We start from the raw sequence: 12,180 nt of genomic DNA on the forward strand, positions 1-12,180 counted from the left end.
CGCATGCAACCGACCCCTGGCAACCAAACCCGTTCCGCGCTACCCGAACCGGATGATCACCTGGTTCCGCAACCTCACCCAGACCTGGTTCGCCAAGGTCCTGTTCCTGCTGCTCGTGCTGTCCTTCGCCATCTGGGGCATCGAGGACACCGTGCGCAATTTCGGCCGCGAGACCGCAGTGGTCAGCATGGCCGGCGGCGACATCGAGGTGCCGGAGGCCCAGACGGCAGCACGGCGCGAGCTCCAGCGCGTCCAGCAGCAGCTCGGCGCCAGCTTCGAGGCGGAGGAACCGCTGCGCCGCGCCGTCACCATGCAGGCAATCGAGCAGCTGATCGCGGAGCGCGCGCAGCGGGCGGAGGCCGCGCGCCTCGGCCTCGCCACGCCGGATGCCGCCGTGCAGGCCTATGTCTTCGCCATTCCCAACTTCCAGACCGCCGGCCAGTTCGACCGCCTGACGCTCGACAGCTTCCTGCGCCAGAGCAACCTGACGGAGGCGCAGTTCCTCGAGATCGTGCGCGACGATCTGCGCCGCATCCAGCTGTCCGGCGCCGTCCGCGCCGGCGCCCCGGCGCCGGACCTGCTGGCCCGCGCCATGGTCCGCTACGAGCGCGAGCGCCGTATCGCCGACGTGGTGGAACTACCCTTGCTCAGCGCGCCCGATCCGGAGCCCCCGGCCGAGGCGGCCCTGGCGCGCTACCACGCCAACAACCCGGAACAGTTCTCCACCCCCGCGCTGCGGGAGGCAACGATTGCCGTACTGAACGCCGAGACGCTGGCTGACCAGATCGAGGTCTCCGACGCCGACGTCGCCGCAGCCTACGAGGCCCGCCGCACCCAGTACGAGGTGGCGGAACGCCGCGACCTGCAGCAGGCGCTGCTGCCGACGGAGGAGGCCGCCCGTCAGGTCGCCGCCACCTGGCGCGCCAACCCGGATTTTCCCGCGATCGAGCAGGCCGCGACGGCGGCCGGCGGCGCGGCGCTCGCCATCGGCAACGTGCCGCGCGGCGACCTGCCGATCGAGGCCTTGGCCAACGCCGCCTTCAGCGCGCCACCTGGCGGCGTGACGGACCCGGTGCAGTCGCCCTTCGGCTGGCACGTGATGCGCGTCGCCGCCGTCACCCCGGGCGCGACGACGCCACTGGCGGAGGTCTCGGACCGGCTGCGGCAGGAACTAGCCCTGGAACGCGCCGCCGACCTCGCCTTCAGCCGCGCCAACCAGGTGGAGGATGCGCTCGCCGGCGGTGCCGCGCTGGACGCCGCGGCGCGGGAGTTCGGCCTGACCGTCGCCAACGTGACGCTGGATGCACAGGGCCGCGACGCGGAGGGCCTGCCCGCCATCCTGCCGGTGCCCGCCGCCGCCCGTGCCGAGGCGCTGCGCCTGATCTTCGCCGCCCAGCAGGGCGCCGCCCCGCGCCTGCAGGAACTGCGGGACGCCGAGGGTTTTGTCGGCGTGGAGTTGAAGGCGATCCGTCCCGCCGCGCTGCGCCCCTTCGAGCAGGTCGAGGAGGACGTGCGCCGCGCCTGGATCAACGACGCGAAGCGCCGCGCACAGGAAGAACGCGCCGCGGCCCTGCTCGGCGCCGTGCGCGGCGGCCAGCCCCTGCCGGAGGCCGCCGCCGCCGCCGGCTTCACCAGCCAGCGCATGGGCCCCTTCGGCCGTCAGCCGGAGCAGGGCGCACCGGGCCTGACGGTGCCCCGCGAATTGCTGCCGGTGCTGTTCGGCCTTTCGCCTGGGGAGCCGACCATGGTCCCGACCCCGGCCGGCTTCGCCGTGGCGCAGCTCGTGGAAGTGGTCGGCGTCGATCCTGCCGCGGATGCGGAGGCGCTGGCCAATGCCCGCCGCACCGCGCAGCAGCAGATGGCGGACGATTTGAACGCCGCCTACATCGCCGCGCTGCGGGCCCGCGCCAACCCGCAGATCAGCCCAGCCCTCCTGCAACAGGTCGTCCCATGAGCGCTCTCTCGACCTTCGCCGCCTTCGCGGAGGGGCTGTCCGCCGGCCAGGGGCAGGTGGTGTTCCGCGAACGGGTCGCGGACCTGGATACGCCGGTCGGCGCCTATCTCCGCCTGGTGCAGGGCCGGCACAACGCCTTCCTGCTGGAATCGGTGGAAGGCGGCGCCGCGCGCGGTCGCTTCTCAGCCCTCGGCCTCGAACCCGACCTGGTCTGGCGCTGCCGCGGCGGACAGGCTGAGATCAACCGCCACGCGTTGTCAGCGCCGCACGCCTTCGAGGCCGATCCGGCCCCGCCGCTCGACAGCCTTCGTACCTTAGTGCAGGCGACGCGGATGCCGATGCCGCCGGGCCTGCCCTCCATCGCGGCCGGGCTGTTCGGCTATCTCGGCTACGACATGGTCCGGCACATGGAACGCCTGCCGGACAGCAATCCGGATGTGCTCGGCATTCCGGAGGCGGTGATGATCCGCCCGACGCTGGTCGCCGTCTTCGACCATGTGCGGGATACGCTGACCCTGGTGACGCCGGTGTGGCCCGACCCGGCGCTGGACCCGAAGGCGGCCTGGGACCTGGCACAAGCGAGGCTGGACGAGGCGGAAGCCGCGCTGGACCGCCCCCTGCCCCGCCCGGCGCCGCCCGCTGCATTGCCGGTGCCGCCGGCGCCGTCCTCCAACTTCACGCCGGATGCCTACAGGGCCGCGGTCCTGCGCGCGAAGGAGTACATAGCGGCCGGCGACGTGTTCCAGGTCGTGCCCTCGCAACGCTTCACCGCGCCCTTCGGCCTGCCGCCGTTTTCCCTGTACCGCGCGCTGCGCCGGCTGAACCCGGCGCCCTACCTGTTTTTCCTGGACCTTGATGGATTGTCGCTGGTCGGCGCCTCGCCGGAGATCCTGGTCAGCGTGAAGCATGGCGAGGTGAAGCTGCGCCCCTTGGCTGGAACGCGTCCTCGTGGCGCGACGCCGGAAGAGGACAAACGGCTGGAGGCGGAGCTTCTGGCCGACCCAAAGGAGCTGGCCGAGCACCTGATGCTGATCGATCTCGGCCGCAACGACGTTGGTCGCGTCGCGGAAATTGGATCCGTCCGGGTGACCCAAAAGTTCCAGGTCGAGCGCTACTCCCAGGTCATGCACATCATGTCGGAGGTAGTCGGCCGGCTGCGCCCCGGCCTGGATGCACTGGATGCCCTGGCCGCCGGCTTTCCCGCCGGCACGCTCTCGGGCGCGCCAAAGGTGCGGGCGATGCAGATCATCGAGGAATTGGAGCCTTCGCGGCGCGGCGCCTATGCCGGCGGTGTCGGCTATTTTGGCGCCGATGGCGACATGGATATCTGCATCGCGCTGCGCACCGCCCTGGTGAAGGACGGCCAGATGCACGTCCAGGCCGGCGCCGGCGTGGTGGCCGACAGCGACCCGGAAGCCGAGTTCCAGGAGACCCACCAGAAGGCCCGCGCCCTGTTCCGCGCCGCGGAGGAAGCGGTGCGCTTCGCCGCGCAGCGGCGCTGATCTCGCGCCGCCACGCGCTGGCCCTGCTGCCGGCGCTGGCGGGATGCGCCGGCGCGGCGCGATCCGGCGGCAGCGCGGGCCAGGCCGTCCTGCCCCGTGTCGTGGCCCTGGCCAGCCATGGCAGCATCGCCGGCGAGCCGGATTGCGTGCTGCGCTGGAACGCCATTCCGGCCACGGCCACCAACCTTCGCATCGTCATCCACTTCCACGGCTTCGCTGCGCCCGATGAGCCGTTGCGCCTGGCGCCGGGCCGCCTGCCCGGCAGTGGCCTGGTGCTGCCGCGCCAGCCGCCGACCCTGGCGCTGCTGCCGCGCGGCCGCCCCATCCCTGGCCGGCCCGGTCGCTTCGACTGGCCGGCGCTCGCGGCACCTGGCGGCATGGCGGCCCTGGTGGCGGAGATCGGCGTAGCCTTCCCGCCGCCCTCCGCCCTGGTCCTGACCGGGCATTCCGGCGGCGGCAGCGGGTTGCGGGCGGCCTTGGCCTCCGGCGCGCGGGTGGACGAGGTGCATCTGTTCGACGCGCTGCATGGCGACCCCACGCCGCTGCTGCGCTGGGCCACCTCGCGCGCCGGCCTGCGCGGCGCGGTGCCGCCGCCGGCCCTCGTGGTGCTGGCGCGCGCGGGTGGCGGCACGGAAGCGCCGGCCCGCCGCCTCACCGCCGGGCTCCGCGCGGCCGGGCTCATGGGACCGCGCTGGCGGGTACTGCTGACCGCGGCGCCGCACAACGACGTGCCGCGGCTCTACGGCCCGGCGCTGCTGGCCGATGCCGGCGCGGCGCTGCCCGGAACCGTCCCGGCCTGATCCGGCCAGCAGCGCGCCACCGCCTCCGGCCGGGCCGGCACCAGCCGCAGCGGCGCCAGCACGCCGCGAAGGCCTTCCTCGGGCCAGAGCATCACGTAGTGCGACCAGTCCGTGGCGTTGAAGACCGATTGCGCCGCTGCCTCCGGCAGCGTGCAGTCGCGGCTCGCGCGCCAGGGCCGGTGGGTCAGCACGCTGGCCTCCATCGCCTGCCCCGCCGCCCCCAGCACCAGCACCGCGGCCAGTACGCCACGCCGCCAGCCGGGCGCCGCCTGCGCCAGCGCCAGCCCGGCGGCCACCGCCAGCACCGCGAGCGCGGCGATGCCGGTTCGCATCGTCATCTCGTTGCCCGGCCCGAAGACATACAGCGGCAGCAGCGCCAGCAGGACCAGGCCCGCCGCCAACAGCCGCGACCGCAGCAGCAGGCCCACCGCCAGCGCCGCGAGGCCGACCTCCAGTGCCATGAACAGCGCAAGACGGGGCAGCACTGCGACGCCGTGGCGTTCGAGCAGCGCCCAGTGCGGAATCTCGCCGGAGCCCGCCGTCAGGTACAGGACCAGCGGCACTACCATCCCCGCCGCGAGCCAGTTTACCGGGCCAAGCAGCGCCGCCCGGAGCAACCGCCAGCCCCCCAGCAGCGTCGCCACGCCGGTCAATACGCCCGCGCCCAGCGCGGCCAGCGGCGACCACCCCGCCGCCGCCGCCAGCGGCAGGGCGGCGGCGCGCAGGAACTCCGGCCGCCGGCCGTGGCGCAGCAGCAGCAGCACCGGAATCCAGCCGGCCAGCGCGTGGTTCGGCACCCACAGCAGCAGCGTGACATGGCCGGAATACTGGAAGATGCGCGCCCACCACTCGCCGCCGCGCCCCCAATAGGCGGAAAGGCCCCCGCCCTCCGTCAGGTCCAGCCAAAGGTTTGGCAGCAGGTCCAGCCCGCCGAAGCCGACGAAGACCAGCGCCACCAGCAGGGCGGCGCCGCGGCGCCCGGGCGCCACCTGCCGTGCCAGCCCGGCCAGCAGCGCCAGCACCAGGGCCAATCCAATCGCCGTCCAGCCATACAGCGCGGCCTGCGCCCACCCGGGCCCGGCCAGCGCCGCCGGCAGGTAGTAGTGCAGCGGCGCGCGCAGCAGCCAGGTCGCGTCGCCCACCACGTAGCCCACCGGCCAAGCATGGGTGGCGAGGTCGCGCAGCACCGCGTCGCGGATTTGCCAATCCATCGGGGCGTGAAGCAAGTGGTGCGTGCCGCTGCTGCCGAAGGCCCAGGCGAAGCCACCTATCAGGCAGGCCAGGGTGGCGCGCCAGCGGAAAGGCCACGCGCCGCGCCACCCCGGTAGCAGGGCCAGCCCGGCCAGCCCGGCCAGCAGGCTCGCCACCGCCCAGGGCCAGGAGGGAAAGCCGACAGAAAAGATCAGCGCCGGCAGCAACAGATACAGCGTGCAGGCCAGGAACAGCCGGTCTGGCGCCGCCCCGCCCAGCGCCGTGTCGAGATTCAGCCGCGGCTTTCGCGAATCGCCGCGCGCCGGCGCGTGTCCGGCTGCAGTTTCGTCCCGAGGCCCGGCCCCTTCATCGGGTAGCAGAAGCCGCGCTCCACCCGAGGCAGTTCCGTCACCAGGTCGCGGTACCAGGTGGCCAGCGTCGCCCGCACCACCTCCTGGAAGATCGCCGTCGCCGCATGCAGGGCGAAGTGCAGGCTTGCGACCAGCGTCACCGGCCCCGTGCAGTCGTGCGGCGCCACCGGCCGCGCCCAGGATTCCGCCAGCGCCGCGATCTTCCGCGCCTCCGTCAGGCCGCCGCACCACGTCAGATCCACCATCACCACATCGGTGGCGCCCGCCACCAGAAGATCCCGGAAGGCGACCTTGCCGCCCAGCGTCTCACTGGCACAGATCGGCACCCCAGGCACGGCCCGTCGCAGCTCCACCAGGGCCGCCGTGTCGTCCATCTTGCAGATCGGGTCCTCGACCCAGAACGGCCGGATGGGTGCCAGCGCCTGGCAGATCCGGGTCGCGGCAGGCAGCGAGAAGATGCTGTGCAGTTCCGCCATCACCTCCATCCGGTCGCCGACCGCCTTCCTGATCTTTTCGAAGGGCTCCATCCCGCGCTTCAGGTCATCGAGGTTCATCACCTGCCCGCCCGAGGCCGGCGCATAGACGTCGAAAGGCCAGATCTTCATCGCCGTGAAGCCTTCCTCCAGCAGCGAATGCGCCAGTTCGTCGGCGCGCTGCATGAAGGCGACCTGGTCGTCATAGGGACCGGCGGCGTTCTCCCCGGCCCGCACGTCGCGGCGGTCCCGCGCGCTGTTGTAGTCGTAGCCGGCGCAGGTGTTGTAGGCGCGGATCCGGTCCCGGCTCAGCCCGCCCAATGCCTCATGCACAGGCACGCCCAGGCGCTGGCCCATCAGGTCCCACAGCGCAATGTCGACGGCGGAGGCGGCGCGCATCTCGGCCGAGGAGGCGCCGAAGCCGACATAGGGCGTCATCAGGTGGCGGTGGATACGCTCGATGTTCCGCGAATCCTGGCCGAGCAAGAACGGCGCGACCAGCTCGTGGATCTGCCCCTCCACCGCCGCCGCGCCCCGGAAGCTTTCGCCGAGGCCGACCAACCCCTCTGAAGTCTCGATCTCGACCCACAGGATGTTCGCGCGCTCCGGCACGCGCAGCGTGCGGACGCAGGTAATGATCGAGGAAATCATTGCGCGCGAATCCCCTGCCGCCGCACTACATCCGCCCAGCGCGCGACCTCGCCTTGGACATGCGTGCCCATTTGCTCCGGCGTGCCGCCGAGCGGCGCCACGGCCAGTTCCGTCAGCCGCGCCCGCACGCGCGGGTCCGCCAGCGCTTGGTTGAAGGCCGCGTTCAGCGCCGCGATGGCGGGCGCCGGCGTGCGGGCGGGCGCCATGAAGCCGAACCAGCTATCGATCGCCATGCCCTGCACGCCCTGCTCGGCGAAGGTCGGCACCTCCGGCAATTCGCCGATCCGATGGTCGCTGACCGCGGCCAGGGCGCGGACGCTGCCGGCGCGGATGTGCGGCAGGATGGAGGGCAGATTGTCGAAGAACACGTCGATCCGCCCGGCGATGAGGTCCGTGATGGCGGGGCCGGAGCCGCGATAGGGCACATGCACCATCTCGATCCCGGTCACCGCCCGCAGCAACTCCGGCCCGAGGTGGTTGGAGGCGCCGACGCCGGAGGAGCCGAAGCTGACGCCGCCGGCCTGGCTGCGGGCGAGGGCGATGAATTCCGGCACGTCCCGCGCCGGCAGGTCCCGCCGCACCGCCATCACGTTGCGCACCGCGCCGGTCAGTACCACCGGCGCGAAGTCGCGCAGCAGGTCGTAGCCGGGGTTCGCATACAGTGCCGGGTTGGCGCCGCAGGGGCCGAAGGCGCATTGCAGGAGCGTGGTGCCGTCAGCCGGGCCGCGCGCTGCCTCGGCGGCACCGATGTTGCCACCGCCGCCCGCACGGTTCTCCACCACCGCGCCGCGCGGCAGGTGGGCGGAGGCGGCCTCCGCCAGGACGCGGGCCACGATATCGCTGGTGCCGCCGGGGGCGAAGGGCACGATGATGCGGACCGGCCGTTCCGGCAGGTCGGCGGCCAGGACGGCTGGCGCGATAAGTGTGAGGCCAATGACGGGCAGCAATCGGCGCAGGATCTCTTGCATCTGGGGGTCCTCCAATCCGTTCTTGGGCCGAAGCCTAGGCCCGGTCGTGTCGCCTTCGGAACCCCGGCGAGCCCCCGCGGACCTGCCCCGGCTTGATTCCCCCGCGCTCCGGGACAAAAGTCACGGAACCATGATCCTCCTGATCGACAACTACGACAGCTTTACCTTCAATCTCTACCACTTCCTCGGTGATCTTGGGGCGGTGGTTGAGGTTCGGCGCAACGACTCCCTTTCGGTTGAGGCCGCGATGGGCCTGGACCCGGAGGCGATCGTGCTGTCCCCCGGCCCCTGCACGCCGAATGAGGCGGGCATCTGCCTCGACCTTATCGGCGCCGCCGCCGCGCGGCGCCTTCCGCTGCTCGGCGTCTGTCTTGGCCACCAGGCCATCGGGCAGGCTTTCGGCGGACGCGTGGTGCGGGCGCCGGAGCCGGTGCATGGCAAGGTCTGGGACGTGACCCATGGCGGCACTGACATCTTCGCCGGCATCCCCTCCCCGTTCCGCGCCACCCGCTATCATTCGCTGGTGGTCGAGGACCTGCCGGAGACGTTGCTGCCTACCGCCCGCACCGCCGATGGCCTGGTAATGGGCCTGGCGCATCGTGACCTGCCGGTCTGGGGTGTGCAGTTCCACCCCGAGAGCATCGCCAGCGAGCACGGCCACGACCTGCTGCGCAATTTTCTCGCCCTGGCCGGCCGCAGGAACACCTTCGCATCCTCGACCGCGGCAGCATGAAGAAGATCCTGGCCCGCCTCGCCGCCGGCGAAAAACTGGCGGAAAGCGAGGCCGAGGCCGCCTTCGGCATGATCATGGCCGGCGAGGCAACGCCCGCTCAGATCGCCGGCCTGCTGATGGCGATGCGCGTGCGCGGCGAGACGGCGGCGGAGATGACCGGCGCAGTCCGCGCCATGCGCGCCCGGATGCTGGCCGTCGACGTGCCGGACGGTGCCATGGACATCGTCGGTACCGGTGGCGACGCCGCGGGCACGCTGAACATCTCGACCGCCACCGCCCTGGTCGTCGCCGGCTGCGGCGTGAAGGTGGCGAAGCACGGCAACCGCGCGCTGTCCTCGCGCTCCGGCGCCGCCGATGCGCTGTCGGCGCTCGGCATCCCGGTGATGGACACGCCGCTGGAGGCGCTGCCGCGCATCCTGGCGGAGGTCGGCATGGTGTTCCTGATGGCGCCGCGCCACCATTCCGCCCTGCGCCACGCCGCCGGGCCGCGCGTCGAACTCGGCACCCGCACCATCTTCAACCTGCTCGGCCCGCTGGCGAACCCGGCCCGCGTCACCCGGCAGATGACCGGCGTCTTCGCCCCTGAATGGCTGCGCCCGATGGCGGAGACGCTGGCCCGCCTTGGCACGCAGCGCGCCTGGCTGGTGCATGGGCAGGGGCTGGATGAGTTGACCCTCGCCGGCCCTTCCCAGGTGGTGGAACTGCGCGACGGCCGGCTTCACGAATTCGAGGTGGCCCCGGAACAGGCGGGCCTGCCGCGCGCGCCGGCCAGCGCCCTGAAAGGCGGCGATCCGGCCGAAAACGCCGCCGCGCTGCTGGCGCTGCTGGAAGGCGCGCCGGGGGCCTATCGCGATTGCGTGCTGTTGAACGCCGCCGCGGCCCTTGTGGTCGCGGGCCGGGTGGACGACATCCGCGCCGGCGCGACCCAGGCTGCCGCCGCCCTCGACAGTGGCGCGGCGCTTGCCGTGCTGACCCGCCTGCGCGCCGCCACCGCCGCTCCCCCCGAGCCGCCCCCTGCCGAGCACCCGCCCCGATGAACGTCACAACCCCCGTCATCTCCGACACCCTGGCCCGCATCCTCGCCGACAAATACGAGGAAGTGCGCCAGAGATCCGCCGCCATGCCGCTGTCCGAGGTCGAGGCGCAGGCCCGCCACGCGGACGCGCCGCGCGACTTCACCGGGGCGCTCTGCGCCGCCGTCGGCGAGGGCCGGGTCGGGCTGATCGCCGAGATCAAGCGCGCTTCGCCCTCCGGTGGCCTGATCCGCGACCCCTTCGAGCCCGCCGCGCTGGCCCGCGCCTATGAGGAAGGCGGCGCCGCCTGCCTGTCCGTGCTGACCGATGGCCCGTGGTTCCAGGGCGACCTCGGCCACATGGTCGAGGCTCGCGCCGCCTGCAGCCTGCCGGTGCTGCGCAAGGACTTCATGGTGCATCCCTGGCAGGTCTTCGAGGCGCGCGCGATGGGCGCCGACGCCATCCTGCTGATCCTCGCTGCCCTTTCGGACGAGCAGGCGCAGGAGCTTGAGGATATCGCGCGGTCGCTCGACATGGCGGTACTGGCGGAGGTGCATGACCAGCGGGAGCTGGACCGGGCGCTGGGACTGGAGACGCGGTTGATCGGTGTGAACAATCGCAATCTCAAGACCTTGGTCACCGATCTTGCGACGTCGGAGGAACTGATCCCGCAGATCCCGGCGGACCGCATTCCGGTCGGCGAAAGCGGCATCCGCACCCCCGACGACGTTCGCCGCATGTGCCATGCCGGCGCTCGCTGCCTGCTGGTGGGCGAGCACCTGCTGCGCCAGCCGGACGTCGCCGCCGCGGCGCGCGAGTTGATCTCGGCGATCTAGCGGTGGCTCTGACGCATTTCGACGCCACCGGCGCCGCCGCCATGGTGGATGTCTCCGCCAAGGCGGAGACCAGCCGCACCGCCATCGCCCGCGGCCGCATCACCATGGCGCCGGAGACGCTGGCGCTGATCCAGGCTGGTCAGGTGGGCAAGGGCGACGTGCTGGGCGTGGCGCGCATCGCCGGGATCATGGCGGCGAAGCGTACTGCCGACCTGATCCCGCTCTGCCACCCGCTGGCCCTGGCGAAGGTCACGGTGGACCTCACCGTCGCCGCGCCAGATGCCGTGGAGATCGAGGCGCTGGTGAAGGTCACCGGCCAGACCGGCGTGGAGATGGAGGCACTGACGGCGGTGACCGTGGCGGCGCTGACGATCTACGACATGTGCAAGGCCGCCGACCGCGGCATGCGGATCGAGGCGGTGCGGCTGGTGCATAAATCCGGCGGAAAATCCGGGACCTACGAGGCGTCCTGATGATCCCGCTGGAAGAAGCCCGCGGCCGGATACTGGAAGCGCTGCGCCCCACCGCGACCGAGACGGTCGCGTTGGCCGAGGCCTGGAATCGTACGCTCGCGCAGCCCGTCGTCGCCCGGCTGACCCAGCCACCGGCGGATGTCTCGGCCATGGATGGCTATGCCGTGCGCGCGGCCGACGCCGTGCTCGGCGCCCGGTTGGTCGTTGTGGGCGCCGCCCCGGCAGGCCATCCTTTCGCAGGGGATGTCGGCGCCGGGCAGGCCGTCCGCATATTCACCGGCGGCTTCGTCCCTCCCGGGGCTGATGGCATCCTGCTGCAGGAGGATGCCGAGGAAGCCGGCGGCGTGGTGACGGTGCGGGAGGCCGTGGCGCCGCAGCGCTGGATCAGGCGGCGTGGCCTGGACTTCACCACGGGCGACATCCTGCTGCCCGCCGGACGCCGGTTGACGGCCCGGGACATCGGCCTCGCCGCCGCTGCCAACCACCCCTGGCTGATGGTGCATCGCCGCCCGCGCATCGGCATTCTGGCCACGGGCGACGAGATCGCCCTGCCCGGCGAGCCGATCCCGCCCGGCGGCATCGTCAGCAGCAACGCCCATGCCCTGGCCGCCCTGGTGCGGGCCGGCGGCGGCGATCCGCTGGTGCTGCCCATCGTGGCGGATGATCGGGATGCGATCGCCGCCGCCGCCACGGCCTCCCGCGGCTGCGACCTGCTGGTGACGACGGGCGGCGCCAGCGTGGGCGAGCATGACCTGATCCAGGCAGCGCTCGGCCGGGACGGCTTTGCGCTGGATTTCTGGAAGATCGCCATGCGGCCGGGCAAGCCGCTGATCTGGGGCCGGCTCGGCGCCACGCCGGTGCTGGGCCTGCCCGGCAACCCAGTCTCCGCCCTGGTCTGTGGCGTGCAGTTCCTGCTGCCGGCACTCGCCGTGCTGTCCGGGCTGCCGCCCGCGGCGCCGCGCACCATCCTGGTCCGGGCCGGCGCCGACCTGCCGGCGAATGACCGCCGATTCGATCATTTACGCGCCACGCTCGGCACCGATTCGGACAGCCACATCACTGCCACCCCGTTTCCGCAGCAGGACAGCTCCATGTTAGCCAATCTGGCGCGGGCAGAAGCGCTGATCCTGAGGCCGCCCTTGGCGCCGGCCCTGCCCAAGGGGGCCGAGGTGCCGGCCATCCCATTGGGCCAGTTCGGCATCTAAGCCCCGCTAC

General features: G+C 72.4%; 11 protein-coding genes. 8 read left to right on the plus strand and 3 right to left on the minus strand.

Annotation, left to right across the window (positions count from 1 at the left end):
• Nucleotides 1-52 precede the first annotated feature (52 nt).
• The 3 genes from ACLF3G_RS18705 to ACLF3G_RS18715 all read left to right on the plus strand — a co-directional run bounded on the left by ACLF3G_RS18705 (nt 53) and on the right by ACLF3G_RS18715 (nt 4,256).
• Nucleotides 53-1,954 carry a SurA N-terminal domain-containing protein gene (locus ACLF3G_RS18705; RefSeq protein WP_430670915.1) on the plus strand — a complete coding sequence of 634 codons (1,902 nt, stop codon included), beginning with the start codon at nt 53-55 and terminating at the stop codon, nt 1,952-1,954.
• Nucleotides 1,951-3,456 (plus strand): anthranilate synthase component I, encoded by a 1,506-nt coding sequence (gene trpE / locus ACLF3G_RS18710; RefSeq protein WP_430670916.1) that lies wholly within the window; start codon nt 1,951-1,953, stop codon nt 3,454-3,456. The genes ACLF3G_RS18705 and trpE overlap by 4 nt, the downstream gene beginning before the upstream one ends.
• Nucleotides 3,457-3,557: 101 nt before the next feature.
• Nucleotides 3,558-4,256 carry a hypothetical protein gene (locus tag ACLF3G_RS18715; RefSeq protein ID WP_430670917.1) on the plus strand — a complete coding sequence of 233 codons (699 nt, stop codon included), beginning with the start codon at nt 3,558-3,560 and terminating at the stop codon, nt 4,254-4,256.
• Here ACLF3G_RS18715 and ACLF3G_RS18720 read toward each other — a convergent pair.
• The 3 genes from ACLF3G_RS18720 to ACLF3G_RS18730 all read right to left on the minus strand — a co-directional run bounded on the left by ACLF3G_RS18720 (nt 4,196) and on the right by ACLF3G_RS18730 (nt 7,910).
• Nucleotides 4,196-5,674 (minus strand): hypothetical protein, encoded by a 1,479-nt coding sequence (locus ACLF3G_RS18720; RefSeq protein WP_430670918.1) that lies wholly within the window; start codon nt 5,672-5,674, stop codon nt 4,196-4,198. The genes ACLF3G_RS18715 and ACLF3G_RS18720 overlap by 61 nt on opposite strands.
• A 65-nt stretch (nt 5,675-5,739) precedes the next feature.
• Nucleotides 5,740-6,942 carry a mandelate racemase/muconate lactonizing enzyme family protein gene (locus tag ACLF3G_RS18725; RefSeq protein WP_430670919.1) on the minus strand — a complete coding sequence of 401 codons (1,203 nt, stop codon included), beginning with the start codon at nt 6,940-6,942 and terminating at the stop codon, nt 5,740-5,742.
• Nucleotides 6,939-7,910 carry a Bug family tripartite tricarboxylate transporter substrate binding protein gene (locus ACLF3G_RS18730; RefSeq protein WP_430670920.1) on the minus strand — a complete coding sequence of 324 codons (972 nt, stop codon included), beginning with the start codon at nt 7,908-7,910 and terminating at the stop codon, nt 6,939-6,941. Before ACLF3G_RS18730 ends, ACLF3G_RS18725 begins: the two co-directional genes overlap by 4 nt.
• 130 nt (nt 7,911-8,040) lie before the next feature.
• Here ACLF3G_RS18730 and ACLF3G_RS18735 point away from each other — a divergent pair, with 130 nt between their 5' ends.
• From ACLF3G_RS18735 to ACLF3G_RS18755, 5 genes are read left to right on the plus strand one after another with little or no spacing between them, the layout of a single operon-like run.
• Nucleotides 8,041-8,643, plus strand: coding sequence for an anthranilate synthase component II (locus ACLF3G_RS18735; protein ID WP_430670921.1), 603 nt, complete (start codon nt 8,041-8,043; stop codon nt 8,641-8,643).
• Nucleotides 8,640-9,680: an anthranilate phosphoribosyltransferase gene (gene trpD, locus ACLF3G_RS18740; RefSeq protein ID WP_430670922.1), complete on the plus strand. Its 1,041-nt coding sequence runs from the start codon at nt 8,640-8,642 to the stop codon at nt 9,678-9,680. The genes ACLF3G_RS18735 and trpD overlap by 4 nt, the downstream gene beginning before the upstream one ends.
• A complete protein-coding gene (gene trpC / locus ACLF3G_RS18745) occupies nt 9,677-10,492 on the plus strand; it encodes an indole-3-glycerol phosphate synthase TrpC (protein WP_430670923.1) in 816 nt (271 codons plus the stop codon). The genes trpD and trpC overlap by 4 nt, the downstream gene beginning before the upstream one ends.
• Before the next feature lie 41 nt (nt 10,493-10,533).
• Nucleotides 10,534-10,965 (plus strand): cyclic pyranopterin monophosphate synthase MoaC, encoded by a 432-nt coding sequence (moaC, locus tag ACLF3G_RS18750; RefSeq protein WP_430671089.1) that lies wholly within the window; start codon nt 10,534-10,536, stop codon nt 10,963-10,965.
• Entirely contained in the window at nt 10,965-12,170 is a 1,206-nt protein-coding gene (locus ACLF3G_RS18755) for a molybdopterin molybdotransferase MoeA (RefSeq protein ID WP_430670924.1), read from the plus strand. Before moaC ends, ACLF3G_RS18755 begins: the two co-directional genes overlap by 1 nt.
• Nucleotides 12,171-12,180: the final 10 nt, after the last annotated feature.

It is taken from the genome of Falsiroseomonas sp. HC035 (assembly GCF_050563525.1).
Taxonomy (GTDB): Bacteria; Pseudomonadota; Alphaproteobacteria; order Acetobacterales; family Acetobacteraceae; genus Falsiroseomonas.

Coding starts and splice junctions, on each gene's coding strand:
- moaC (WP_430671089.1), top strand. CDS start 10,534: ATGGTGGATGTCTCCGCCAAGGCGGAGACCAGCCGCACCGCCATCGCC.
- ACLF3G_RS18755 (WP_430670924.1), top strand. CDS start 10,965: ATGATCCCGCTGGAAGAAGCCCGCGGCCGGATACTGGAAGCGCTGCGC.
- ACLF3G_RS18725 (WP_430670919.1), bottom strand. CDS start 6,942: ATGATTTCCTCGATCATTACCTGCGTCCGCACGCTGCGCGTGCCGGAG.
- ACLF3G_RS18735 (WP_430670921.1), top strand. CDS start 8,041: ATGATCCTCCTGATCGACAACTACGACAGCTTTACCTTCAATCTCTAC.
- ACLF3G_RS18730 (WP_430670920.1), bottom strand. CDS start 7,910: ATGCAAGAGATCCTGCGCCGATTGCTGCCCGTCATTGGCCTCACACTT.
- trpE (WP_430670916.1), top strand. CDS start 1,951: ATGAGCGCTCTCTCGACCTTCGCCGCCTTCGCGGAGGGGCTGTCCGCC.
- ACLF3G_RS18705 (WP_430670915.1), top strand. CDS start 53: ATGATCACCTGGTTCCGCAACCTCACCCAGACCTGGTTCGCCAAGGTC.
- trpD (WP_430670922.1), top strand. CDS start 8,640: ATGAAGAAGATCCTGGCCCGCCTCGCCGCCGGCGAAAAACTGGCGGAA.
- trpC (WP_430670923.1), top strand. CDS start 9,677: ATGAACGTCACAACCCCCGTCATCTCCGACACCCTGGCCCGCATCCTC.